The organism is Achromobacter sp. E1 (assembly GCF_037039475.1).
Taxonomy (GTDB): domain Bacteria; phylum Pseudomonadota; class Gammaproteobacteria; order Burkholderiales; family Burkholderiaceae_B; genus Achromobacter; species Achromobacter mucicolens.
On record NZ_CP146253.1, the window covers coordinates 3535903 to 3561711 of the forward strand.

22 protein-coding genes are annotated in these 25809 nt (G+C 64.9%); 14 read left to right on the forward strand and 8 right to left on the reverse strand.

What is annotated here, in order from left to right; translation table 11 throughout:
• The first annotated feature begins 275 nt into the window (after nt 1-275).
• Nucleotides 276-656: a hypothetical protein gene (locus V6V88_RS16300; protein ID WP_280003971.1), complete on the forward strand. Its 381-nt coding sequence runs from the start codon at nt 276-278 to the stop codon at nt 654-656.
• Here V6V88_RS16300 and V6V88_RS16305 read toward each other — a convergent pair.
• Entirely contained in the window at nt 640-2001 is a 1362-nt protein-coding gene (locus V6V88_RS16305; RefSeq protein WP_280003980.1) for an RsmB/NOP family class I SAM-dependent RNA methyltransferase, read from the reverse strand. The two genes, V6V88_RS16300 and V6V88_RS16305, sit on opposite strands and share 17 nt — an antisense overlap.
• Before the next feature lie 934 nt (nt 2002-2935).
• The gene (gene purN / locus V6V88_RS16310; RefSeq protein WP_128828820.1) at nt 2936-3592 is read right to left on the reverse strand and encodes a phosphoribosylglycinamide formyltransferase; all 657 of its coding nucleotides are present in this window, start codon (nt 3590-3592) and stop codon (nt 2936-2938) included.
• A gap of 158 nt (nt 3593-3750) precedes the next feature.
• On the opposite strand from purN, the gene V6V88_RS16315 reads away from it, so the two are divergent.
• The 4 genes from V6V88_RS16315 (at nt 3751) to coaBC (ending at nt 9459) form a co-directional block, all read left to right on the forward strand.
• Nucleotides 3751-4716 (forward strand): bifunctional riboflavin kinase/FAD synthetase, encoded by a 966-nt coding sequence (locus tag V6V88_RS16315; RefSeq protein ID WP_063955488.1) that lies wholly within the window; start codon nt 3751-3753, stop codon nt 4714-4716.
• Nucleotides 4706-7573: an isoleucine--tRNA ligase gene (gene ileS, locus V6V88_RS16320; protein ID WP_338615626.1), complete on the forward strand. Its 2868-nt coding sequence runs from the start codon at nt 4706-4708 to the stop codon at nt 7571-7573. The genes V6V88_RS16315 and ileS overlap by 11 nt, the downstream gene beginning before the upstream one ends.
• A gap of 2 nt (nt 7574-7575) precedes the next feature.
• Nucleotides 7576-8106: a signal peptidase II gene (lspA, locus tag V6V88_RS16325; RefSeq protein WP_062840705.1), complete on the forward strand. Its 531-nt coding sequence runs from the start codon at nt 7576-7578 to the stop codon at nt 8104-8106.
• A 156-nt stretch (nt 8107-8262) separates the two neighbouring features.
• The gene (coaBC, locus tag V6V88_RS16330; protein ID WP_056324402.1) at nt 8263-9459 is read left to right on the forward strand and encodes a bifunctional phosphopantothenoylcysteine decarboxylase/phosphopantothenate--cysteine ligase CoaBC; all 1197 of its coding nucleotides are present in this window, start codon (nt 8263-8265) and stop codon (nt 9457-9459) included.
• Nucleotides 9460-9618: 159 nt separating this feature from the next.
• Here the strand turns inward: coaBC and V6V88_RS16335 are convergent, their stop codons facing one another.
• The 6 genes from V6V88_RS16335 to V6V88_RS16360 all read right to left on the reverse strand — a co-directional run bounded on the left by V6V88_RS16335 (nt 9619) and on the right by V6V88_RS16360 (nt 15063).
• The gene (locus V6V88_RS16335) at nt 9619-10608 is read right to left on the reverse strand and encodes a tripartite tricarboxylate transporter substrate binding protein (RefSeq protein ID WP_062840704.1); all 990 of its coding nucleotides are present in this window, start codon (nt 10606-10608) and stop codon (nt 9619-9621) included.
• Between the two features lie 114 nt (nt 10609-10722).
• The gene (locus tag V6V88_RS16340; RefSeq protein ID WP_062840703.1) at nt 10723-11412 is read right to left on the reverse strand and encodes an AroM family protein; all 690 of its coding nucleotides are present in this window, start codon (nt 11410-11412) and stop codon (nt 10723-10725) included.
• Nucleotides 11409-12338, reverse strand: coding sequence for a DUF1177 domain-containing protein (locus V6V88_RS16345; RefSeq protein WP_062840702.1), 930 nt, complete (start codon nt 12336-12338; stop codon nt 11409-11411). Before V6V88_RS16345 ends, V6V88_RS16340 begins: the two co-directional genes overlap by 4 nt.
• A complete protein-coding gene (gene pepE, locus V6V88_RS16350; protein ID WP_062840701.1) occupies nt 12335-13039 on the reverse strand; it encodes a dipeptidase PepE in 705 nt (234 codons plus the stop codon). Before pepE ends, V6V88_RS16345 begins: the two co-directional genes overlap by 4 nt.
• Nucleotides 13040-13110: 71 nt before the next feature.
• On the reverse strand, nt 13111-13878 hold the full coding sequence (locus V6V88_RS16355; RefSeq protein WP_062840700.1) for an IclR family transcriptional regulator: 768 nt from the start codon (nt 13876-13878) through the stop codon (nt 13111-13113).
• Nucleotides 13879-14022: 144 nt separating this feature from the next.
• Complete coding sequence (locus tag V6V88_RS16360) at nt 14023-15063, reverse strand: metal-dependent hydrolase (protein ID WP_223576054.1); 1041 nt, start codon at nt 15061-15063, stop codon at nt 14023-14025.
• A gap of 107 nt (nt 15064-15170) precedes the next feature.
• On the opposite strand from V6V88_RS16360, the gene V6V88_RS16365 reads away from it, so the two are divergent.
• The 9 genes from V6V88_RS16365 (at nt 15171) to V6V88_RS16405 (ending at nt 25808) form a co-directional block, all read left to right on the forward strand.
• Complete coding sequence (locus V6V88_RS16365) at nt 15171-15809, forward strand: DedA family protein (RefSeq protein ID WP_062840698.1); 639 nt, start codon at nt 15171-15173, stop codon at nt 15807-15809.
• A 13-nt stretch (nt 15810-15822) separates the two neighbouring features.
• Nucleotides 15823-16374, forward strand: coding sequence for a hypothetical protein (locus V6V88_RS16370; protein ID WP_223576055.1), 552 nt, complete (start codon nt 15823-15825; stop codon nt 16372-16374).
• 105 nt (nt 16375-16479) lie between these two features.
• Nucleotides 16480-17106 (forward strand): dUTPase, encoded by a 627-nt coding sequence (locus V6V88_RS16375; protein ID WP_196589514.1) that lies wholly within the window; start codon nt 16480-16482, stop codon nt 17104-17106.
• A 349-nt stretch (nt 17107-17455) separates the two neighbouring features.
• A complete protein-coding gene (tssI, locus tag V6V88_RS16380) occupies nt 17456-19510 on the forward strand; it encodes a type VI secretion system tip protein TssI/VgrG (RefSeq protein ID WP_223576056.1) in 2055 nt (684 codons plus the stop codon).
• Nucleotides 19473-20375, forward strand: coding sequence for a DUF4123 domain-containing protein (locus V6V88_RS16385; RefSeq protein WP_062840694.1), 903 nt, complete (start codon nt 19473-19475; stop codon nt 20373-20375). The genes tssI and V6V88_RS16385 overlap by 38 nt, the downstream gene beginning before the upstream one ends.
• An 86-nt stretch (nt 20376-20461) precedes the next feature.
• Nucleotides 20462-22705, forward strand: a complete 2244-nt coding sequence (locus V6V88_RS16390; RefSeq protein WP_223576057.1) for a hypothetical protein — start codon at nt 20462-20464, stop codon at nt 22703-22705.
• Between the two features lie 18 nt (nt 22706-22723).
• Nucleotides 22724-23746 (forward strand): SUMF1/EgtB/PvdO family nonheme iron enzyme, encoded by a 1023-nt coding sequence (locus V6V88_RS16395; protein ID WP_338615631.1) that lies wholly within the window; start codon nt 22724-22726, stop codon nt 23744-23746.
• Entirely contained in the window at nt 23743-24777 is a 1035-nt protein-coding gene (locus V6V88_RS16400; RefSeq protein ID WP_338615633.1) for an SUMF1/EgtB/PvdO family nonheme iron enzyme, read from the forward strand. The genes V6V88_RS16395 and V6V88_RS16400 overlap by 4 nt, the downstream gene beginning before the upstream one ends.
• Nucleotides 24774-25808, forward strand: coding sequence for an SUMF1/EgtB/PvdO family nonheme iron enzyme (locus V6V88_RS16405; RefSeq protein WP_338615635.1), 1035 nt, complete (start codon nt 24774-24776; stop codon nt 25806-25808). The genes V6V88_RS16400 and V6V88_RS16405 overlap by 4 nt, the downstream gene beginning before the upstream one ends.
• The last annotated feature ends 1 nt before the right edge of the window (nt 25809 follow it).

Consider the following 25809-nt stretch of genomic DNA (forward strand, 5'->3'; position numbering starts at 1 on the left):
GAAATCAAGGACTAAGCCGCGGTTTTGACCAAAAAAGCCGCGCTCGCGGCGCTTTGGGCGCACGCAGAGCCTTCAACGGCGCCATTCCGGTGTCCACGCCCCTCGGCAGGGAGAGCTGCGACTTTCGCAACGGCACCGGGTTTTGGCTACATTTGGCGATTAAAGTTCCAGTCAGGCAAGCCCGCCGTCTTGAAGACGCCACGATAGCCGGGCACACTGCCCGCCGTCTCGCCCCAAAAACTGTCTCTTTTGTCCCACTAATGTCCCTGAATCTAATGCGTCACCGTTTTTGCATCGCCCTCGCCACGCTTGGCGTGGGGTTTTCGGCCTCTGCCCAGGCGCAAACCCTGAAGTCCGGGGACGTTGCCGTCCTGGCCTCTTACTATGAGATTCGTGGGTCGGACTGCCTGGCGTTGCGGGCGCCGCGCGTCGCGATCACCCAGATGCCGACGCTGGGCAAGGCCAGCATCCTGCAGACGCGCGGACAATCCAACGATTCCGGGCGCTGCGCCTACAAATCGGTGCCGGTGGCGCAGGTGGTCTACCAGGCCGACCGGCCGGGCTCCGACACCCTGTCCTGGGAAGTGAAGTACCAGAACAAGACGATCGGAACCCGCCGCTACAGCGCGACGGTAGGCGTCACGCCGGGTCCTTGACGCCGGCTTCTTCCTGCAAGGGCGTTTCGGCGCTAGCTTCCTCGGCGGCAACCGGCTCGGCAAATTCCGCATCCTTGGCGTCTTCGGCGCTTTCCGAAGCTTCAGCGGCACCGGAAGCCGCTGCCTTCTTCTTGCGCTCGAACACGGCGGCAAAGAACCCGTCGGTGCCGTGCACGTCCGGTCGCAACTGCACGTAAGGACCTTCCAGCTTCAGGGTCTCGCACCGGGCGCCCAGGATTTCGGCGGCGTCCACGCGTTCGAAATCCGGGTGGCTGGCGAGGAACCGGTCGGCCTGGGCTTCGTTCTCTTCGGCCAGCAGGCTGCACGTGGCGTAGACCAGGCGCCCGCCGGGCGCAACGCAGCGCGCCGCGCTGTTCAGGATGCGCTCTTGAAGCTGACCCAGTTCAGCCAGCGCCTCGGGGTGCTGACGCCATTTCAGGTCCGGATTGCGGCGCAGCGTGCCGATGCCGCTGCAGGGCGCATCGACCAGCACGCGTTGCGCCTTGCCTGCCAGGCGCTTCACGCGCGCATCGTTTTCATTGTCGATCACCACCGGCACGACATTCGACAGGCCGCTGCGCGCAAAACGCGGCTTGGCGCGCGCCAGCCGGGCCGCCGAGACGTCAAAGGCGTACAGACGGCCGGTCGAACGCATCAGCGCGCCCAGAAGCAACGTCTTGCCGCCCGCGCCCGCGCAGAAATCGATGATCATCTCACCGCGCCGGGGAGCGACCAGGAGCGCGAGCAACTGGCTGCCTTCGTCCTGGACTTCGATGCTGCCGTTCTCGAATTGGGGCCACCGGTTGATGGCGGGCCGCCCTTGCATGCGGATGCCCCACGGCGAAAAAGGCATCGCCGTCGGCTCATAGCGGCCCGCGCTTTGCTGCAGTTCGGCCAGCATGGCATCGCGCTCGGTCTTGAGCGGGTTCACGCGCAAGTCCAGGCTGGCCTGGCGGTTCAAGGCCTCGACCAGCGTGTCCGGGCTTTCCATGGCGCTCAGGCGCTCGTCCAGCCAATCGGGAATGCTGCCGCGCACGGCGCGGGGCAAGGTTGCCACGTCGATGCGCGACACGCGCTGCAGCCATTCGGCTTCGGCCGCGTCCATGCCCTCTTGCAGGGGTTCTGCGCCCACCGTGGCATTCAGACCCAGGATGGCCAGGCGGCGCGAAGCGGGGCCGACGCCGCTTTCCGCGTATTGGCGGTAGCGGCGAAGGTGACGCAGCACGTCATAAACGGCCTCTGCGACTTCGGAGCGGTCGCGCGCGCCCAGGTTCGGGTGGTGGCGCAGCCAGTGCGACAGCGCAGCGTCGGCCGGATAGGTCCATTGCAGGATCTCGCCCAGCACGCGCTGGACCTGGTCGATGCGGATGGCGCCGTGCGAGAGGCGCGGGCGGTTGGATTGGGGCTTTTGCGGGGCGTGATCGCCGCCACGGTGTTCGCCACGTTGACCGCTGGAGGCACGGGAATCGAAGGAACGGGAATCCGGGCGGCCCTGCCCTTCGCGGCGGTCCTGGCCATACGAATTGCGGTCACCGCCACGGGCTTCGCCGCGCTGCCCGCCAAAGGACGAGCGCGAATCTGGGCGGCCCTGGCCTTCGCCGCGGTCCTGTCCATACGAACCGCGGTCGCCACCGCGGCCTTCGCCGCGCTGTCCGCCGAAGGACGAGCGCGAATCCGGGCGGCCCTGGCCTTCGCGGCGGTCCTGGCCGTACGAATTGCGGTCGCCACCGCGGCCTTCGCCGCGCGGGCTGCCGAAGGACGAGCGCGAATCTGGGCGGCCCTGGCCTTCGCGCCGATCTTGGCCATACGAATTGCGGTCGCCGCCGCGGCCGTCGCCACGCGGCCCGCCGAAGGACGAGCGCGAATCCGGGCGTCCCTGGCCTTCTCGGCGATCCTGGCCGTACGAATTGCGGTCGCCACCGCGGCCTTCGCCACGCTGCCGGCCAAAGGACGAGCGCGAATCCGGGCGTCCCTGGCCTTCACGGCGATCCTGGCCATACGAATTGCGGTCGCCACCGCGGGCTTCGCCGCGCTCCTGGCCGTAGCCGCCGCGATCGCCACCGCGATCGTCACGGGCGCGGTCGCCGGATTCGGACCGGTCGCGGGGCGCCGGTTTGCGGGCGTCGCCCTTGGGGCGGGAGAAGAAGGATCGGCCGTCGCGGCCCTCCGTGGCGGCGCCGAAGGAGCCGGCCAGCCGGGAACGCGGGGATTGGGGTTTGGTCATGGTGTAGTCCAGTGGGGCGCAGGCGCTCGCGCCCGATAAATGCTTTTCAGGCCGTTCAGACGGCCGGCGTCCAGGAAAAAAGGCGCACGGGGTCGCCCTGGACGGCCACGCGGTGATCGTTTGTCAGGGTAACCCGGCCTTCGGCCAGCCAGCGAACGGCAGCCGGAAATGCCTGGTGTTCGACGGCCAGCACGCGCTCGGCCAGCAACTCCGGCGTGTCGCCGGCCAGAACCGGCACGCACCCCTGGGCAATGATGGGGCCGTGGTCCAGGACCGGGGTCACGAAGTGCACGGTACAGCCATGCACGCGCACGCCCGTGGCCAGGGCCTGGGCGTGCGTATGCAGCCCCGGAAACGCGGGCAGCAGGGACGGATGGATATTGACCAGGCGGCCGGCGTAGTGATTCACGAAGCCGGGCGTGAGCACCCGCATGAATCCGGCCAGGATGACGTAGTCGGGCTCGTACCGGTCGATTTCGGCGGCCAGCGCGGTGTCGAAGGCTTCGCGGCTGGCGTAGTCCTTGTGATACAAGGCGGCCGTGGGGATACCCTGGCCGGCAGCCCATTCGAGGCCCGCGGCGTCGGGACGGCTGGCGATCACAGCGGCAATTTCCGCTGGCCAGGATTCGTCGCGGCAGGCCTGGGCCAGCGCCTGCATGTTGCTGCCCCGTCCCGAGATCAGGATGACGAGGCGGCGCTTGATAGAAGATATTTCCGGCAAGATGAAGAATTCCAAGGGAAATCGGGCGGGTCCGCCCCCGTGATCCGGCATCGGAAAACGACCCGCGCGCGCAGCGCGGAAGCGCCGGCGCGAGAGGACGCTGGCGGGATACGAACAAACCCGTAATCCAAAATTGTAAACTCTCGCTCGTGAAACCATCGCTGCGTATCTACCGATCCCTGCCCCCGCCCGACCGGCGCGCCCCTTGCGCGCTGACGATCGGCAATTTCGACGGCGTCCATCGCGGCCATCAGGCCATGCTTGCCCGCGTCTGCCAGGTGGCCCGCGAACGCGGTCTCACCCCGGCCGTGATGACCTTCGAGCCGCACCCGCGGGAGTATTTCGCCACCCTGAACCAGCGTCCGGAGCTGGCGCCGACCCGCATTTCCGGGCTGCGCGACAAGCTGGCCGCGCTGGCACGCTACGGCATCACGCAGGTCGTGGTCGAGCGCTTCAATGCCCGGCTGGCCGAAATGTCGGCCAATGCCTTCATCGAACACCTGCTGGTGCAGGGCTTGCAGACCAAATGGCTGCTGGTGGGCGAGGACTTCCGTTTTGGGCACAAGCGCAGCGGCGACATCGATCTGCTGCGCGAGGCCGGCATGGTGCATGGTTTCGAGGTCCAGACGCTGGCCGATGTCACGGACCGCCAAGGCCACCGCATTTCCAGCTCCGAGGTGCGCACCGCGCTGGCGGTGGGCGACCTGGAGCGCGCCCGTCATCTGCTGGGACACCCCTTCCATATCAGCGGTCACGTCATCCATGGTCAGAAGCTTGGCCGGACCCTGGGCTATCCCACGATGAACCTGCGGGTGGCCGAAAGATGCGCCGCGCGTTCGGGCATCTACGTGGTGCAGGTTCACGGGTTGGCCGACCGCGCGCTGCCTGCGGTGGCAAGCCTGGGCGTGCGGCCGACGGTCGAGGACCGCGGCAGAGTGCTGCTTGAGTCACACTTGCTCGATGAGACCGTCAACGCATACGGTAAACTCGTACGCGTCGAATTCCTGCAAAAGCTGCGGGACGAAGAAAAATTTCCTGATCTCCCTTCCCTGACTGCCGCCATCGCCGAAGACGCGCGAAACGCGCGCGCCTATTTTGCCGTTCATGGACTATAAAAAGACCCTCAACCTGCCCGATACTCCCTTCCCCATGCGGGGCGACCTCGCCAAGCGCGAGCCCGCCTGGATTGCGCAATGGGAGGAAAACCACGTCTACCAGGCGATCCGTGCGGCCAGCCGCGGCCGGCCCCGCTTCGCCCTGCATGACGGCCCGCCCTATGCGAACGGCGACATTCACATCGGCCACGCGGTCAACAAGATCCTGAAGGACATCATCGTCAAGAGCCGCAACATGGCCGGCTACGACGCGCACTACGTGCCGGGCTGGGACTGCCACGGCATGCCCATCGAGATCCAGATCGAAAAGAAGTACGGCAAGCACCTGCCCGTGGCGGAAGTGCAGTCCAAGGCACGGGCCTACGCGCTCGAGCAGATCGACCGCCAGCGCAAGGACTTCAAGCGCCTGGGCGTGCTGGGCGAATGGGATCGTCCGTACATGACGATGAACTACAGCAACGAGGCCGACGAGATCCGCGCCTTGGGCCGTATCCTGGACAAGGGCTACGTATTTCGCGGCCTGAAACCCGTGAACTGGTGTTTCGACTGCGGTTCGGCGCTTGCCGAAGCCGAGGTGGAGTACGCCGATCGCGTGGACCCGGCTGTCGACGTGGCCTTCCCGTTTGCCGAACCCGCCAAACTGGCCAAGGCCTTCGGCCTGGAATCGGTCGAAGACGGCGCCATCGTGATCTGGACGACCACGCCCTGGACCATCCCGTCCAACCAGGCGCTGAACGTGCATCCGGAAATCGAATACGCGCTGGTGCGGGTCACGTCCGAAATCACGCCCAAGTTCGGCCCCCTGCTGCTCATCGCCAAGGAACGCGTCGAAGACTGCCTGAAGTCCTGGGCGCTCGAAGGCGAAGTCATCGCCACGGCGCCCGGCCAGGCGCTGTCCGGCATTGAGTTCCGCCACCCGCTGGCGCAGTTCAACGCCGCCTACGACCGCAAGGCGCCCGTCTACCTGGGCGACTACGTCACGGCCGACTCCGGCACTGGCGTGGTGCATTCGGCGCCTGCCTACGGTATCGAAGACTTCATGTCATGCAAAGAGCACGGCATGAAGGACACCGACTTCATCAGCCCGGTCATGGGCGACGGCAAGTACGTCGAGAGCCTGGCGCTCTTTGGCGGCCTGTCGATCTGGGACGCGAATCCCAAGATCGTCGAAGCCCTCAAGGAAGCCGGCGCGCTGATGCACGTCGAAAAGCACAAGCACAGCTACATGCACTGCTGGCGCCACAAGACGCCCATCATCTACCGCGCGACCAGCCAATGGTTCGCCGGCATGGACGTCGCGCCCAAGGATGGCAACCCGACCCTGCGCGAAACGGCGCTGGCCGGCATCGACGCCACGGCGTTCTACCCTGCCTGGGGCCGCGCCCGCCTGCATGCCATGATCGCCAACCGCCCGGACTGGACCCTGTCGCGTCAGCGCCAGTGGGGCGTGCCGATGGCGTTCTTCGTCCACAAGGAAACCGGCGAGCTGCATCCGCGCACGTCCGAGCTGCTTGAACAGGTGGCGCAGCGCGTCGAACAAGGCGGCATCGAGGCCTGGCAGGCGCTCGATCCCCGCGAGCTTCTGGGCGACGAAGCCGACCAGTACGAAAAGAACCGCGACACGCTCGACGTGTGGTTCGATTCGGGCAGCACGCACGCCACGGTGCTGGGCGGCAAGGACGGAGAATTCGCCGGCTCGCACGGCGCCGAACTCGGCTGGCCCGCCGACCTCTACCTGGAAGGCTCGGACCAGCATCGCGGCTGGTTCCATTCGTCGCTGCTGACTGGCTGCATGCTCTACGGCCAGCCGCCCTACAAGGCCCTGCTCACGCACGGCTTCGTGGTGGACGGCCAGGGACGCAAGATGAGCAAGTCGGTCGGCAACGTGATTGCCCCGCAGAAGGTGTCCGATTCCCTGGGCGCCGAAATCCTGCGCCTGTGGGTTGCGTCCACCGATTATTCCGGCGAGCTCTCCATCTCGGACGAAATCCTCAAGCGCGTGGTGGAAGGCTATCGCCGCATCCGCAACACGCTTCGCTTCCTGCTGGCCAACCTGGCCGACTTCGACGCCGTGTCGCAATCGGTGCCCTACGGCGAGCTTTTCGAGATCGACCGCTACGCGCTCGCCATGACGGCGCAGATGCAGGCGGAAGTCCAAGCGAACTACGAGCGCTACGATTTCCATCCGGCCGTCTCGCGCCTGCAGACCTTCTGCTCCGAAGACCTGGGCGCGTTCTATCTGGACATCCTGAAGGACCGCCTGTACACATCCGCGCCGGACAGCCGCGCGCGCCGCTCGGCGCAGACGGCCCTGCTGGATGTGACGCAGACGCTGCTCAAGCTGATGGCGCCCATCCTGTCGTTCACGGCCGAAGAGGCCTGGAAGGAATTGGCGGCTTCGGCCCTGAAGAACCAGGCCGATGCGGCCCGCACGACGATCTTCACCGAGGTCTATCACGTGCTGCCGCCGTTTGCCGACGCCGAGACGCTGACGGCCAAGTGGGCGCGCCTGCGCGCCATCCGCGCCGAGGTCCAGCGCAAGCTGGAAGAAGTGCGCACGGCGGGCGACATCGGTTCGTCGCTGCAAGCCGAGGTCGACCTGTACGCCAACGGCGAAGACCAGCAATTGCTGGCCAGCCTGGGCGACGACCTGCGTTTCGTGCTGATCGTCTCGCGCGCCACCGTGCACGCTGGCGAAGGCGAAACCCGCATCGAGGTAACGCCGTCGGCTCACAAGAAGTGCGAACGCTGCTGGCACTGGCGCCTTGATGTGGGCCAGGACGCCGATCATCCCGAGATCTGCGGCCGCTGCGTGTCCAACCTGTTCGGCTCGGGCGAAGCCCGCGACAAGGCTTGAACATGGCCCGCCCCTCCGAACACGGGGTGACGGACGCCGCCCCCGCCCGCGCCGCGCCGGCGCGCGTGGGCGGCTGGCTGGCGCTGGCCTTGCTGATCATCGTGCTGGACCAGTTGACCAAGATCTACTTCAACACGGCCTTCCAGTACGGCGAGCGCGTCAACATCCTGCCTTTCTTTGACTTCACGCTGGTGTTCAACCGCGGGGCAGCCTTCAGCTTCCTGGCCTCCGAAGAAGGCTGGCAGCGCTGGCTCTTCACCGGCCTGGGTTGCGTGGCAGCGGTGGTCATCGTCTGGATGCTGCGCCGCACGCACGGCCAGCCGCGCTTTTGCCTGGCGCTGACGCTGATCCTGGGCGGCGCTATCGGCAACGTCATCGACCGCGTGGTGTATGGCCACGTGGTGGACTTTCTGCTCTTCTACTGGAACGACTGGCAGTTCCCCGCCTTCAATCTGGCCGACGTCGGCATCACCTGCGGCGCGGTGCTGCTGGTGCTGGACGAACTGCTGCGCGCCCGCAAGCCGCAAGCATGACAAAAGGGGGGCATGTTGCCCCCCTTTCGTTTCCAGCGGTTTTCGTCTGCATTGATGCCCCCTCTAATCCATGACGAACGGCGCGTTGCGGCAATGCAGAATAAAATCCCTTCCAATTCCTCGATTACACGGCGCTGAACCCGCCGCCACGCCCTCATGCTCGATCTCGCCCGCAAACGCATCGTCCTCGGCCTGACCGGGGGCATCGCCTGCTACAAAATCGCCGAGCTGGTGCGGCGCCTGACCGAACAAGGCGCCACGGTGGACGTGGTGATGACCGAGGCGGCCACGCACTTCATCACGCCCGTCACCATGCAGGCGCTGTCGGGCCGCCCCGTGTTCGTGGACGCCTGGGACGCGCGGGTGCCCAACAACATGGCGCACATCGACCTGACGCGCGGCGCGGACGCCGTGCTGATCGCCCCCGCCAGCGCCGACTTCATGGCAAAGGTGGCGCACGGACTGGCCGACGACCTGCTGTCCACGCTATGTCTGGCGCGTGCCTGTCCGCTGCTGGTGGCGCCAGCCATGAATCGCGAGATGTGGGCCAACCCGGCCACGCAGCGCAACGTCGAAACCCTTCGCGGCGACGGCGTCACGGTGCTGGGACCCGCTGCGGGCGAACAGGCCTGCGGCGAGACCGGCGATGGCCGGATGCTGGAAGCGCATGAGCTCCTGACCGACCTGATCGCCTTCTTTCAGCCCAAGCTGCTTGCCGGCCGCCACGTGCTGCTGACCGCCGGCCCCACGTCCGAACCCGTGGACCCGGTGCGCGTGCTGAGCAACCGGTCATCCGGCAAGACGGGCTACGCGCTGGCGCGCGCCGCGCGCGAAGCCGGCGCCCGCGTCACGCTGATCACTGGCGCGACCTTCCTGCCCATTCCTCGCGGCGTGACCGCCCTGCCCGTCATGACCGCCCGCCAGATGCACGACGCCGTCATGGCCAGCGTGGGCGACGCGGACATCTTCATTGCCGTGGCCGCCGTGGCTGACTGGCGCGTGAAAAACGTCAGCACGCAAAAGCTCAAGAAAACCAGCGAAGGCGGCGGCGCGCCGGTGATGGAATTCGAACCCAATCCGGACATCCTGGCCGAAGTGGCCAAGCTTGAGAACGGCCCGTGGTGCGTCGGCTTTGCCGCCGAAACCGAAAAACTGGCCGAGCATGCTGAAGCCAAGCGCACGCGCAAGGGCATTCCGTTGCTGGTGGGCAATCTGGCGCACAAGGTGATGGACGCCGACACCACCGAGCTGGTGCTGTTCGATGCCCAAGGCACCCACCCGCTGCCGGCCGGCAACAAGCTGGACGCCGCGCGCCGTCTCATCGCCGAAATCGCGGCGCGCATGCCAGCCTGACCGGGGCATCTCGGATACCCCGGCTTGCATCAAGGCGCGCCGGCTTATCCGGCGCCACGCATCAAAAAAAAACGCCAGTCCCGAAAGGGTCTGGCGTTTTGCTTTATGGCGACTATCGCGACCATGGCGGCTATGGAGACTGAAGCCGCCACCCGCGCGTTACTGCTCCAGGCTGATGTTCGCGGCCTTGACGATGTCCGCCCATTGCTTGCGGTCATTGTCCAGGAATGCGCTGAACTTCTCGGGCGTCATGCCGGTGACGGGCTCCGACCCCAGGCCAGCCATCTTCTCGACCAGTGCCGGTTGCTTCAGCACGTCCTGCAACGCGGCGTAATAGGCGGCCAGCACGTCCGCGGGCAGACCGGCAGGCGCGAAGACACCTTGCCACGTCGGCATGTCAAAGCCCTTCAGGCCTTGCTCGTCCAGCGTCGGCACGTTGGGCAACTGAGCGGCGCGCTTGATCGAGGCGACGGCAATCGCCTTGACCTTGCCTTGCGAAGCCAGCGGCGCGGCGGTCGAGATGTTGTCCATCGTCATGGCGATGTGGCCGCCGAGCAGGTCGGTGATGACCGGCGCGGCGCCGCGGTAGGCGGCGTGCGGCACTTTCACGCCCAGCTTGTACAGCATGGTCTCGGCGATCAGGTGGTTCGAGATGCCCACGCCCGCGGTGCCGTAAGTGGCCGTCGGCGTCTTCTGGAAGTATTCCTTCAGTTCGGCCAGGTTATTGGCGGGCACGTCCTTGTTGACGATGACCACATTGGGCTGCACGGCAGCCAGCGTGATGGGCGTGAAGTCGGTGGGCTTGTAGTTCGTGCCCTTGGGGTTCAGGACATGGGTGATGGCCATGGAACCGGCGGCGGCGATGCCGATGGTGTAGCCGTCGGCGGGGGCCTGGCTCAGGCGGTACGCCATGATGTTGCCGCCGGCGCCGGCCAGGTTCTCGACCACGACGGGTTGGCCCAGGCGGGCCGACAGCGGCTCGGCCAGCAGGCGGGCCAGCGTGTCGGCCGAACCGCCCGGCGCAAAGCCCACGAGCAGGCGCACGGGTTTGGCAGGCTTCCAGGCGTCGGCGGCATGGGCCGGGGCAGCCGAGAGCGCGGCAACGGCGAACAGTGCGCCAGCGGCGCGGTGCAGGGTACGGCTGATCATGAAAAAAACTCCCAACAGTTGATTGACGAAGTCGGCTTCGTCTCCTCTCGCCGCTCGCCCGAAGCGGCCGCGCGAGTCCGTGCGGCCAGGGTTTCGGGATTGCGTCCGGCGGCGTTATTCCAGTATTTGAGCCAGGGCCTGGGCCACCAGGCGGTTGGACAGCAGCACGGGGCGCCCCGACGCCTGCGCCACGGCATCGCGCATGCGCTGCGCGTAGCCCATGCAGTGCATGACGATCAGGTCGCAGGACGCCAGTTCGCGCCCGGCCGCCTCGAAGTTGCGGGCGGCCTGCTGCGCGTCGGGCTCGTAGGGCGTGGCGTGCACGACCTGCGTTTCGCATTCCAGCGGCACGGCCATGTGAAAGGCGTCGACCTGGGCCTCAAGCGGAACGACCAGCCCGACCGTGCGGCAGTGCTGCGCAAGGCCGGCGACAAGGTGGTCCACGACTTGCTGCGGCTCCACCACCAGCGTGCGCATGGGCGCGATGGCCGTGCCGGTGCACAGCGGCACCAGCACGTCGTACCCCTGCCCGTCGGCCTCTCGCATCACGTGCGCCAGCCGGGCCTCGGCGGCCGCGGCGTCCAGTTCGATCTGGGAACCGTCTCGCAGGCGCGTGGCAAAGCGGTATTCGCGGGGCCGCGGCGCCAGCGCGGCCAGCCCTGCGGCATCCAGGCCGTCCAGCGCGCCGAATTCGTCGATGCGAACGTGGGCGCCCAGCACGGGTGCCATCTCGGGCACGACGTCGCTGCGCGGCGATTGACCGATGGTGAAGAACGCGACGCGGCGCGGCGTGCGGGCGCTCATTGCGAGACTCCGTCTTCGCGGCCCACGGTCTGCAAGTGCGCCATCGAGCCGTAACGGGCCTGCAGCGCAGCCCACTCGGCGTCGTCGAAGAAAGTCATGGCGCGCTGGCCGTACAACTTGGCGATCTCGATGCAGAAGCGCATGGCGACGTCCGCGTCCACGGCGTTGGTGACACCGGTGGCGCAACCGGGCACGGTGGTCTGCGCGGTCAACGCCACGCCGACGACCGGCGCGTCCGTGACGATAGCCGGCTGCATCAGCGAATTGACGTGCCACAGGCCGTTTTCGTAGGGCGTGATGTCCTGGGTGGTCAACGGCAGCGTGACCGGCAGCTCACCGCTGACCCAGCCCATGACATCCAGCATGGTTTCGGGGATGCGCAGGAGGTAGCCCTGCTTGGCCACCGGGGTCAGCGCCACGCCGCGCTTGTTGACCAGGCGGTTGCCGCGGGTGGTGTCCACCGACAGGATCGCGTCCATGCGCGGATCCACCTCGTGGGACATCATCTCGCGCATGGGGAACGGCGAGCGCATCATCGGCACCGGATGATGCGGCCGCGTGCCGGCGCGCGGGCAGATGTGCGTGCGGATGCGGACCGTGCCGGGCAGCACGTCGCCCTGCTGCGCCATCGCCATCAGCTTGAGCGCGGCGGCGATTGCGACGACGGCGCCGTCGCTGTCGGACACCAGGCCCGTCACCGCGGGGCGCGCGCCGATGCCGCCCAAGCGGCCCACGATGCCCAATTGCGGGGCCGAGGCATCCGCGCCGGGAATCACGATGGACAGGAAGTCGGTGGCAAGACCGTCACGCTCCAGGTGCGTGACCTGCACTTCGCAACGGCCGGCGTCGCGCAGCACCTGCGCCACGGACTCGCCGGTGACGTGCGCGGACGACAGCAATTCGATAACGTCGATGACCTGCTTCATGCCGGGATTTCCACGGGGCCGGGACGGAACATGCGCGGTTCCTCGCGTCCCAGGAAGAGCGGCGCATCGTGCGGACCGACCAGCGCGATCTTGTGGCCACGCACGCGCAGACCGGCGCCTTCGGGCAGGCCGAGCACCGGCATGGCCGGATTCAGCGTGCAGAACTCGGCCAGACGCTGGGCACGCGTTTCACCGCGGTGACCGGGGGGGTGTGCGTTGGTGTAGTGCGGATTGATCTGGAAGGACAACAGGCCCAATGCATCAAAGCCTTGCGGGTCGGTGATGGGCATGTCGTTCGTCGTGCAGATGGTGGGACACGTCAGGTTGGAGCCCGCGCTCCAGCCCAGATAGGCCGCACCCGCGCGCACACGCCGCGTCACGACCTCGAGCAGGCCCTGGCGGCGCAGCTGGCCCAGCAGATTGAACGTGTTGCCGCCGCCGACGATGATGACCGACGCGGCCTCCAGCGCGGCAACGGGATCCTCGGCCGTATGCAGGCCCTGGATGGCCAGCCCCGTGTCGGCCAGCGCGGACGAGACCAGCGCCGTGTAGTCGTCCCAGTTGCGCGTGACCCCGGCGTACGGCACGAACACGGCCGGCGCGCCTTGCGGCAGGGATTCGATCAGTTCGCGGATGTCCGGCATGGCGTGCACCAGATAGCCGGCGTCGCTGCTGGAATTGCTGAGGAGCAGAAGGTTCATGGAAGTCAGAGTCCGAAGGGGTAAGGGTTCCGGGCGCGGCGCATTGCGGCCGGCGCCGTGAATTCAGGCGGTCAGGTCAGCCAGTAGGGATCGTTCAACTCGCGGCCCAGCGCGCCCACCTGCTGCAGGACCGATTCGCGCAGCACGGCCACGCGCGCCGCGTCGGCCTGGAAGGAGACGAACGACAGGCATAGCCCGCGCAGCTCGCCGGTGGCCGGGTCGCGCACGGCGGCGGCCACGGCGCCGATGCCAGGCATGGCCTGGTCGATGGCGACCCCGCAATGGTCGGCGCGCGTCTGCGCCACCAGGCGTGCCAGGTCGCCCACGGTGGCCGGGCAGTCGCGCCCTTCGACGGGCAGTGGCTGGGCGGGGTCGGCGCCATACAGCGCCTCGAATTCGGCATCGGTCAGGCGCGACAGCAGTGCGCGCCCCATCGCGGTGCCGGACGCGGCACGGCGCGAGCCGGGCGGCGACAGCACCTGCACCGGGTGCGAGCCATTCAAGCGTTGCAGCACGACGGTTTCGCGCTGGTTGAGCGTGGAGAGATAGGCGGTCAACCCGCTGTCGTCGGACAAGCGGGCCAGCACACCGCGGCAGGCTTCGTCCAGCGGCGTGGCGGCCATGCCGGCGCGCACCGCCTGCGCCAGCAGCGCGCCGGGGCGGTAGCGGCGCGTGGCCGCGTCCTGGTCGAGCAGGCCGTAGTTCTGCATCTGGTTCAACAGGCGCGACGCCGTGCTTTTGGGCATGGACAGCCGCGCCGCGACCTCCGTGAAGCTCAATTCGGCCGCGCCTTCCGCGTAGAGCGAGAGCACGCGCTGGACGCCGTCAAGAATACTCATACTTGTTCCATAAAACGGAACCTAAGTTCCTTATTAGAGAACAAGAATAATGCAAGCGATGGAAACAGGTCAATACGGCCCCGGAAAGTGAAAGGCCCCCGCATTCGCGGAGGCCTTCAAAATGCGGACAAGTATCCGGGGGGCCTACTTCGTGGCCAGCTCGGACCATTGCACCAACGGCAAGGGCGGGTGCGCATCCAGGATGCGGCCGAGCACCAGCTTCATTTCATCCCAGCCGCCGCGGTTGGTGGGCCAGATTGACGGTGTGATGGCGTTCCATGCGCCGTCCGGCGCACGCTCGGCCATCTTGAAGCGGAACGTGTAATGCCCTGCCATGCCCATGCGCAGATCCGACACCACCAGCGCATCGTCGATGACGTCGTAGCGTAGCCAGTCGTCCGTGAACCAGCGCAAACGTTCATGCAGCGGCACACCGGCCAGGACGCGACCCGCCTCCAGGTTGAGCGGCAGCCGCACCCATTCCGGCGGATGGCGATCAAAGATGCTGCTGACCGATTCGTAATAGCTGCCATCGCCACTCTTGGCGATCACGCGCCACACCAGCGTGTTGAACGGCATGGGGATGGCCCGCACCTGTGTAACTGCAATGCCCTGCGCCTGCATCACCTCGTGCACGCGCTGCTCGGCCGCCATCCTGCCTGCCAGCCCGAAGCCCAGATAAGCGGTGCTGAACACCAGCGCCGCCACCAGCACGCGCCGCGCGATGCGGGTCATACCGGCGATGACCGCAAACACGACGGCAATGAGCAGCGGCACGGTGTACACCGGGTCAATGATGAAGACGGACGACCAGCTCTCCGGCGTCAGCGCGAGCGGCCAGAACAGTTGGGTGCCGTATACCGTGAAGGCATCCAGGATGGGATGGGTGATCAGCACCAGCCAAATCGTCAGAAAGAGCCGCCGCCCGCTATAGGGCACATTGGGCCAGAACTTGCGAATCAGCCACGCCAGCAGCATCGCCAGTCCGGTCAGTACGAACACGGAATGCGAAAAGCCCCGGTGATACGTCATGAGCGACACCGGATCCGGATAGCGCATCAGGACGTCCAGATCCGGCAGGGTGGCCAGCGCCGCGCCATAGACAAGGGCGCGTCTGCCCTGCACGCGCCCCAGCATGGCGCCCTGGATGCCGGCGCCCAGCACCGCTTGTGTAACTGAATCCATGTTTCTCCAACGTCGAGCGTTCCACCAAAAGGCCTACCCGCGATACGGCTGGCCTCGCAGGCGTTAACATACCCGATTGCGTTCAGCTAATTTTCAACTTTGCATTCATGGATGAATACATCACTCAGATCGGCCAATTCATCGAGGCCAACCAGGCGTGGGCCGGACCGATCACATTCCTCCTCACGATGGGCGAGTCCATGGTGCTCCTGGGACTGTTCATTCCCGCCACCGCGCTGCTGCTGCTCACGGGCGGCCTCATCGGCTCCGGCACGCTCGCGCCCTGGGGCGTGATCGCCTGGGGCATCGCGGGCGCCATCGTGGGCGACGCGCTGTCGTACTACTTGGGGCGCTGGGCGGGCCCGAGCGTGTTGCGGCGCTGGCCGCTCAAGCAGCAGCGCACCGGCGTGGCCCGGGCGCGCCTGTTCTTTTACCGCTACGGCTTTGCGTCCGTGCTGATCGGCCGGTTCCTGGGTCCCATCCGCTCCACTATTCCCACCGTGGCCGGCGTGATGGGCATGGCGCACAGCCGCTTCCAGATGGCCAACGTGCTGTCGGCCGTGCTGTGGATGCCGCTGATGCTGGCGCCCGGCTACATCACCGCGCGCAGCCTGGGCACGGCGGAAAACGCCCAGCAGATCGCCATGATGATCGGCGCGGGGCTGTCGGTTTTGCTAGGATGCGGGCTTCTCCTCGCCATGGTGCGCAAGCGCCGCCAACCGGTGCGCGTGCGGCGGGGCAATTGATCCGGAGAGCGTCATGGCCATCGATGCCGAGCCCAAGAACGGCGATTTCGCGCGCTATATCGAAGAGTTGACCAGCGCCGGCGGCACCTCGCCCGGCCGCATCGCAAGCCGTCGCGACGCCCGCAGGCAGACGTCCCCGGTGACTGTGCCCATCCCCGTGGCGGCGCCTCCCTCTCCCACTTCGGGCTCGCTGTCGGAAGCGCCGTGGGGCAACACGGCGTCGTCCACCCCGCAGTCGCGCTCCGCATCGCAAGCGCCTCTGGCAACCATGCCGGGCCAGCCCGACGAAGCCAACGTCACGCTTGCCCGTCAGGCGGGACGGCGCAAGCTCGGCGTCGTGTTGACCGTGGCCGGCATCATGGCGGGCTGGGCCGCCGCCAACATCGCCTTCCGTGCGCTGCACAGCCCCCAGTTCGAACTGGATGCGCTGATGCCCGCCCTATTCCTGGCGTTCTTTGCCTTCATGCTGTTCAAGGCAGCCCGAGGCGCCCGCAATCCCCGCAAGACGCCCCTGAACAAGTTGCCGCCCCTGACGCCTTCCTCGTATCGCAAGGACGGCGCCTGACGCGCCCGCGGGCGTTGGTGCTAACATTTCCGGCCATTGAACCTGCCCCACCCCGGAGTGAAAGTGAACAACGTAGTCGGATTGAACCAGGCCCAGGCGGCCACGATGCTGAAGCTGCAAGGCCACCTGAACAGCATGATCAATCCGGACTGGGTCAATGGCGGCGCCCGCTTCCTGCGCGCCGCCTTCGTCGAGTCGGCCGAAGCGCTGGAACACTACGGCTGGAAGTGGTGGAAGAAGCAGACCATCGACCTGCCGCAGGTCCAGATGGAACTGGTCGACATCCTGCACTTTTACCTGTCGCACACGATCGTTCAAGCGGCGGGCGACGTCGAGGCCGCCGCGCGCGCGCTGGTCGCTGACCTGGCCTCGCCCGCCACCGTCACGCTGGACGGCAAGTCCCATGACCTCGCCGCCCTGAACGTGCCGGAATTGCTCGAGCTGATCGGCGGCTTGGCGGTATGCGGCCGCGCCAGCTTCAAGGTCCTGGAGCAGACCATGACCGCGTGCGACATGACCTGGAACGACGCCTACACGCAGTACGTGTCCAAGAACGTGCTCAACATCTTCCGCCAGCAGCACGGCTACAAGGAAGGCACCTACATCAAAGTCTGGAAAGGCGAGGAAGACAACGTCGTGCTCGCGCGCCTGCTGTCGCAGCAGGATCCGGCCAGCGCGGACTTTGCCGAGATCCTGCGTCGCGAACTGGAAGCGGCCTACGCGCGGCTGTAAGCCGCTGCTGCCCTCTTGAACACCCCGCGGCCAAGCTTTAGCCAAATGCCGCCTTCCTGCGCCGAAGAATAGTAGGCGCCTAGCGCCGTACATGGCCCCCTCGCACTCGGCACTTCCCCATTACTTCGAACCTTGGGGAAGCGTCGCGCCTGGCCTGCCTCGGTGTGGGAATAAAAAAACGAACCGATGTCAGCCTCCGACCTCTACGTGGGAGGCCGGGAGCTCCAGGCACGGCCGAATCCAAAGCCCCCGCATTTGAGCGCAGTTTAGATATCCTCTGATTTCCTTCCATGGTCCCTGGCAATACAAGTGACGTTTGACACTTGATTGACTCCCATGGAAGACAAGGATGGCCCACCAGAGTGACTTGCGCTTCACCTTCCGCGTGGTCGACGGGATGGAATTCGACGTCATCGAATTTACCCTGGACGAAGCGCTGTCCGAGACCTTCCGCCTTGAACTGGACCTGGCCAGCCCCGATCCCGCGGTCGACTTCGGCCAAGTGCTGGACCGGCCCGCGCTGTTCACACTGTGGCACGGCGAACAGCCGGTGCGCTACGTCCACGGCCTGGTCAGCGCGCTGGAACAGGGCGAGACTGGTTTCCGCCGCACCCGCTACCGTGCCGTCATCGAGCCCGAACTGGCACGGCTCAAACTGTCCTCGGATTGGCGCGTCTTCCAAACCCAGAGCGTCCCGGAGATCATCGAGGGTGCGCTCAAGCGCCATGGCATTCTCAACCATGACTTGATCGTCACCAATCAGCACCTGCCTCGCGAGTACTGCGTGCAGGCTGGCGACACCGATTACCAATTCCTGGAGCGCATTGCACGCGAGGAAGGTTTTTACTACACCTTCCTGCATAACGCCGATGGCCACCGGCTGATTCACAGCGACCGGCTGGCTGTCCAGGGCAGCATCGGCGACGCCCCGGTGCTGTACAACCCCAACGCCGGCGGCGACGCGGCCGCCCCAGCGCTGCGCCGCTTTCGCTACGTCGAGAACGTACGCACCGCGCAACAAACCCAGCGCGACTACGTGTTCACCAACCCCGGCTACGACCAGCAACACAGCCTGCGCGGCCGTGATCTTGCGCAGGACGCTCGTCGGCCTTACGAGCGCTACGATTACCCCGGCCGCTACAAGAGAAACGAGGCTGGCAAACCCTTCACCGAGAACCGCTTGCGCGGCCACCGCCGCGACGCGCGCATTGCCCGGGTCGAAGGCGACGACCCACGGCTGCTACCCGGCATCTCCTTCGAGCTGGCAGGCCACCCCCGAGATGAGTGGAACAGCGCCTGGCGCCCGGTGCGCATCCAGCACCACGGCATTCAGCACACCAGCCAGGCCGAGGACGGCGCCGATTCCGAGCAGGGCACCCGATACAGCTATGCTGCCGAACTGGTCACCGACTGCACCGAATGGCGCGCCGAGCCGCTACCCAAGCCGCGCATTGACGGCAGTCAGCCGGCCACCGTCGTCGGCCCGCCCGGCGAAGAGATTTACTGTGATGAATGGGGCCGGGTGAAGATTCAATTCCCCTGGGACCGCCTGGGCAACTTTGACGGCCAAAGCTCCTGCTGGGTACGTGCGGTGCAGAACTGGGCTGGCGCGGCATGGGGGCACATGGCCATCCCGCGCATCGGACAGGAGGTGTTGGTCAACTTCATGAATGGCGATCCCGACCAACCCATCATCGTTGGCCGCACCTACATGGCCACCCAGCCACCGCCCTACGACCTGCCCCGGCACAAGACCCGGATGACGATCAAAAGCCAGACCCACAAGGGCCAGGGCTTTAACGAGATGCGCTTCGAGGACGAGGCCGGGCTGGAAGAAATCTACTTCCATGCCCAGAAGGATCAGAACAACCACGTCAACAACGACGAAACCACCTTCATCGGGCATGACCGCGTGGAGCGCGTCGAAAACGACGAGACCATCCATATCGCCGGCAACCGCGCCCTGAGCGTCGCCGGCACCGACACGACCCAGGTGCAGGCAACCTCGACGCTATTGGTGCAGGGGAAACGCACGGTAAATGCTCAAGCCGACGACGTCCTGCATGTCGGGGGGGACCAAACCACGAGCATAGGCGGCAGTTATCTCATCCGTGCCGGCAGACGCATGCAACTTAACGCGGGCGACGAACTCGTCCTTGATGGCGGGATCAGTCTCACCCTTCAGGCCGGGGGGCAGGCAATTCGCCTGGACCCAAGCGGAATCCACAGCAGCGTGCCCATCCGCTTAGGCGCCGCGCCGCGTCCGCTGACTTCATGGGACTCCGAACCCTTGACGCTAGCACCGCACGAGTACCTGCGCGCCGCGCAGGAAGGCGCACTGCTTGTTTCCCCAACCTGCGAGTTCGATGCTGATGGACGCTGCAAAATTCACCTACGCCACTGACCGGTTACCCGGGTTGATCCAGCAGGCGGAAATTCCGTTGCCGCCGGACCTGGATCGCCATTGTGTGCTTCTGGATGCCGCAATTGACAACAACTTGCTCGCATCCCTTTATGCGGAACGCGATGCCGAGGGGTGGGCGGTCGAGCCGCTCTTTCTGGGCACCCCGCTTCAACCTTTGAGCAACGTGGGACCACATCTCATCCAGACATGGCGCGGCAGCCGTGTCATCGGCGACATCCTCAGCCGCATGGAACACGAACCGATGGGCATCACCTTGTTCCCCAAGGACGGCGCAACCTGGGAGCAACTCTGCAATCACTGCCGAACATGGCTCAGCGTCACGGGAGAAGGTGAAAGGCCCATGCAGCTGCGCTGGTTTGACCCGCGCTGGACTCGCGCCTTGCTGACGGTGCTGACGCCGGTGCAACGCCAAGCCCTGGCCGGTCCGTGGCAGGCGTTGTCGTGGCACGACATGGGGCGCTGGAACCATTGGGCGTCTGACCCACTCGATGCCGAGGAAGAATGGACACGTCCCGTCTTCGACAAGGCACTGTTGGCCCACCTGGATGATGAACGCCGTTGGGATACCGCCGCCGCGCTGACGCTGGACTACGAGCAATGCTTTCCGCGCGGAGACAGTGATGCGGATCATCGATGGAGCTACCGGACACTAACGGATGCCGCCTGTTATGGCATCACGCAGCTCGCAAGGCTGGAACGCTGGTTTCGCCTTGCCTTGGTCCATGGCCAGGACTTCCATCGTCGCCATCCGCACGTCGAGTCCCTGCTGCGCGACGCTACCCGCCTGCAGTCGGAGCGCCTCTCCTTGCTGGAAGACCTCTTTGAAGAAGGAAAGGCCTCATGACAAGCGCCGCGACGCTCCCTCCCCCCAAACATGCCGACAGCGATCTCGACAGCAAGGCCGAATGCGCACCGCGGTGTTCGGAACCCATGGCCGACATCGTCCACATCACGGGCGAAGGCAACATCTACTACGTGCTGACGGAAAAACAGCAGGCTGCGCTTCGCAAGCAAATCGAAACAGTCGATGCGCTCATGAAGCGGTTCCGGGAAATAATCGCCGACGCCGTCAAGCCGACTCCTTGCGCCGCCTCCAGCGGAAAGGCAAGTGTAGACACCTGTCCCTGCCAGGGCTGCCGCAAGCTGCGTTGGGCCAGGCAAGCCGAAGCCGCGGGCTTGATGGCACTCGACGACATCACGCCAACAGCCGAGCTGGAAAGAATCGAATCCGCCGAAGACATCCGAGGGCGCCTGTCTCAGCTGCGCGAACAGCGCAAAGAATTTGCCGATATGTGCAATTGGTGGAACCGGGAACTCACCTGCAAGATTGGTCAGCACATGCCGACAGCCATCGATGGCATCATCGCCGACCTCGAAAAACAACTGCCTGCCGCCGTCAAAGACACCGAAACCACCGCCAGCGCCACCATGCCATCGGTTTCGGAAGGTGGCCGAGAGCAGCGGCAACGTCAAGTCACCGTCGCCGCCGACAGAAACGGCATTGTCGAAATCATCGTCGTCAGCCGTCCCGACAAGCACTACTACATCCCGCAGCGCTACCTCACCGTGCTTCGCGAGCACTTCCGCGTGGATGTCAGCGTGCTTAATGCAAAATCCCCGCTAAACGACGACGACTTGCGGATTCGCGGCAAGCAGCTGATCACCCGAATCCGCGAACGGGTGGCCCGCGGGCTAAACGAAGACAGCGCCAAACCGCTTGGCAACCTGGAAGCCAAGCTTGTGACATGGACTGCCAAGGACGACTGCGCGCTCAATGCGTTGCACTTGGAAGCGATCAACTTGAGCTCGAACAAGCACGACAGCGCCCCTTACGCTGCCAACGCAGAAGCGCATTTGCTGCGATTTGCCGCGCAGGCCAGTGTGGGGTTCACGGGCTTTGACCCCAAGAACGGGGAGATATCCGTTGGCATGAAGGCGCAGGCAAGCTTTTCGCTTGCCGAGGGCAAGATCAGCCTGGAGCGATACCTTCCCAGCCAAGGCGGATACGATTGCTTCTTTGCCTATCGCAATGCCGACCGTCAAATGATTTACCACCGCTTCGGCGCCTTCCGCATCAAGGGCGCGCTGGAGCTGAGCTGCTTTGTCGGGGCAGTGGCCTCGGGGTCCGCAACTCCGGGCGTCAAGTGGAAAAGCAGCCCCGCAGGTGGCAGCGCCCTGCTGACATCGCCTGAGCTCAGCAGCCGCGGCGGTGCGGTCAGACTGCAGGGAAGCGCCTTCGCCGGCGCACAAGCGGGCGGTTCATTGATGGGTGCATTTGAATGGATGTCCCCCGAAAACCAGCATCACCCCGCCGCCACCTGGCAGGCGTTGCTTGAGGTAAAGGGCGAAGGCAACGTGGCCTTCGGCGCGGGCGCGGAGCTGGACTTCAAAATCGTGATGACCGGCCTTCGGCTGTATTTCCACGTCAAGGCGCAGGTGGTGCTCGGGCCTGGCGCAGCAGGCGGCTTCGCGACCATGGTCAACCTGGAACACATCGGCAACCTCATCATGGTGGTCTACCGCAACCTGAGCAGCATCGATTATCGGCACCTTCTGAGCATTGATGAGAAGGCCTTTACGTTGTTCGCTCAAGTCGTGATGAAGACGTTGAGCACCCCCGGCGCCACCATCGAATCGATACTCAAGGGAGGGCTAGCGTCGATTGAAAAATGGTGGGATGACCGCAACGATCGTATCGGCGCAGCCCAGGGACTCGCCAAACGCATTCTCGAAGGTAAACCGCTGGAAGTTCATGGTCAAAGTATTGCACTCAATGAACTCCCGCCCGAAGTCATGGGGCCGGCAATCTACACGTTGGGGGTCGACTATGTGCTGACCTACAGCGAGGACCGCGAACGAGCAATCATCAAGTTGCTGCGCGCCGTGCGGACCTGGCGGCACTTCTACTTGACGCTGGAGCGCGTGAACGAAAGCGGAACGCGCGAATCGGCCGAGGATGGACTCAAACACATCAGAAGCTTCCTGAATGATCAGCAGACAAGGGAGTTATCGCGGTTCCTTGATGCGCTGGCTGCTTACACCGGTCAAGCCCCGGTCAATACCCTGTTGGCGATGTCGCCCTGGAATCCTGTCCTTCCTCATAACAAACATGGAGTGCTGGTGACGGCGCACAACAAAGAACTTCTTCGCCGCGGCTCAAGCATGAAAGCCTGAACTTAGGGAATTTTATCGATGCACCGTCTTCTATTGCCCGTGGCAGGGGCGTTTGCGCTGAGCGCCTGTCACGCCCCACCAGTCGACAGCCAGAGCCTGTCCGCGACTCACGTCACCGCCATCGCCAAGCGCATCGAACAGCGCTACCGCCAGCATCCTGCCGAAGAACGCTTGGCCTTGCTCAAGCAGGTCGTCACCGCCATCGACAATATGGTCTTTATCGAAGGCGGCACCTTCGAGATGGGCGATTTTGGCTGGGTGAGCGAATACGACCCCACCAACATGTGCGAATGGCCATGCGGGCAGGAGCTCGACGCGTTGTTGCCGCTGGTGCCCGAAGCCGATGCCCGTCCCTTGCACAAGGTCCGCCTCGACAGTTTCTACATGGCCAAGCACCACACCACCGTTGGCGAGGATGATCGCTATCGTCTGATGAATGGTAAGCCTCTCGGCGACATGGAGCTCCTCGAAGAAGAGAGGGCGCGTGGTTTGACCGAGCCCTACCGCGTCCGCGAAGCAAGGCAGTTCAAGCCGGACTTCCCGGCGCGTGCTCATTGGCAGGACGGTAAGGATTACTGCCTGTGGCTCGGCGAGATGAGCGGCCTGCCCGTGGATCTGCCCACCGAAGCGCAGTACGAGTATGCCGCCCGCTCCGGAGGCCGCTATGTCGTCTATCCCACCGATACCGGCAGCCTGGACTATGGCCGAAATGTGCACAGCACGGTGTTCGGCACTTTCCGTTTGGTCGCCGTCGGTTCATTCCCCCCGAACCCGATCGGCCTCTACGAAATGGGCGAGAACGCCAGATCATGGATGAACGATTGGTACGACCCCCAGTACTACCAACACTCGCCGGTCGACAATCCGCGCGGCCCGGAAAGCGGCACAGAGAAAGTCATGCGAGGCGGCATCTACAACGAAACCACTCAGTTCTCAGCCATGACCACGTTCCGCTTTGCTGAGACGCCGACAATGAAAGACTACTACTCCGGAATCAGCTATCGCTGTTCCATCCAGCAAGCCGAGCCATTGAAAAAATGAAGCTCGCGATGCACCGTCTTCTATTGCCCGTGGCAGGGACGTTTGCGCTGAGCGCCTGTCACGCCCCCCCTGTCGACAGCCAAAGCCTGTCCGCGACTCACGTCATCGCCATCGCCAAGCGCATCGAACAGCGCTACCACCAGCATCCTGCCCAAGAGCGCCTGGCCTTGCTCAAGCAGGTCGTCACCGCCATCGACAACATGGTCTTTATCGAAGGCGGCACCTTCGAGATGGGTGATTTTGGCTGGGTGAGCGAATACGACCCCACCAACATGTGCGAATGGCCATGCGGGCAGGAGCTCGACGCGTTGTTGCCGCTGGTGCCCGAAGCCGATGCCCGTCCCTTGCACAAGGTCCGCCTCGACAGCTTCTACATGGCCAAGTACCACACCACCATCGGCGAGGATGATCGCTATCGACTGATGAACGGCAAGCCCCTGTACCGTTCGGAACTCACTGACGAGGAGAGAGCCCTCGGCTTGACCATCCCGTATCGCATCAGCGAGGCCCGCCAGTTCAAACCTGATTTTCCAGCGCGCAGCCAATGGCAAGACGGCAAGGACTACTGCCTGTGGCTGGGCGAGATGAGCGGCCTGCCCGTGGACCTGCCCACCGAAGCGCAATACGAGTATGCCGCCCGCTCCGGCGGCCGATATGTCGTCTATCCCACCGACACCGGCAGCCTGGACTATGGCCAAAATGTGCACAGCGGGGAGTTCGGTACCCACCGTTTGATCGCCGTCGGTTCATTCCCGGCGAACCCGATTGGCCTCTACGAAATGGGTGAGAACGCCAGATCATGGGTGAACGACTGGTACGACCCCCAGTACTACCAACACTCGCCGGTCGACAATCCGCGCGGCCCGGAAAGCGGCACAGAGAAAGTCATGCGGGGTGGCATCTACTACGAAACCCCTCAGTTCTCAGCCATGACCACGTTCCGCTTTCCTGCGACGCCAACATTGAAAGACTACTACTCCGGAATCAGCTATCGCTGTTCCATCCAGCAAGCCGAGCCATTGAAAAAATGAAGCTCGCGATGCACCGTCTTCTATTGCCCGTGGCAGGGACGTTTGCGCTGAGCGCCTGTCACGCCCCCCCTGTCGACAGCCAAAGCCTGTCCGCGACTCACGTCATCGCCATCGCCAAGCGCATCGAACAGCGCTACCGCCAGCATCCTGCCCAAGAGCGCTTGGCCTTGCTCAAGCAAGTCGTCACCGCCATCGACAACATGGTCTTTATCGAAGGCGGCACCTTCGACATGGGCGATTTCGGCTGGGTGAGCGAATACGACCCCACCAACATGTGCGAATGGCCATGCGGGCAGGACCTCGACGCGTTGTTGCCGCTGGTGCCCGAAGCCGATGCCCGTCCCTTGCACAAGGTCCGCCTCGACAGCTTCCACATGGCCAAGTACCACACCACCGTTGGCGAGGATGATCGCTATCGTCTGATGAATGGTAAGCCTCTCGGCGACATGGAGCTCCTCGAAGAAGAGAGGGCGCGTGGTTTGACCGAGCCCTACCGTGTCCGCGAAGCAAGGCAGTTCAAGCCGGACTTCCCGGCGCGTGCTCATTGGCAGGACGGCAAAGATTACTGCCTGTGGCTGGGCGAGATGAGCGGCCTGCCCGTGGACCTGCCCACCGAAGCGCAATACGAATATGCCGCCCGCTCCGGCGGCCGATATGTCGTCTATTCCACCGACACCGGCAGCCTGGACTATGGCCGAAATGTGCACACTGGGGAGTTCGGTACCCGCCGTTTGATCGCCGTCGGTTCGTACCCGCCGAACCCGCTTGGTCTCTACGAAATGGGCGAGAACGCCAGATCATGGATGAACGATTGGTACGACCCCCAGTACTACCAGCACTCGCCGGTGGACAATCCGCGAGGCCCAGAAAGCGGCACAGAGAAAGTCATGCGGGGCGGCATCTACAACGAAACCCCTCGGCTCTCAGCCATGACCATGTTCCGCTTTCCTGAGACGCCGACAATGAAAGACTACTACTCCGGAATCAGCTATCGCTGTTCCATCCAGCAAGCCGAGCCATTGAAAAAATGAA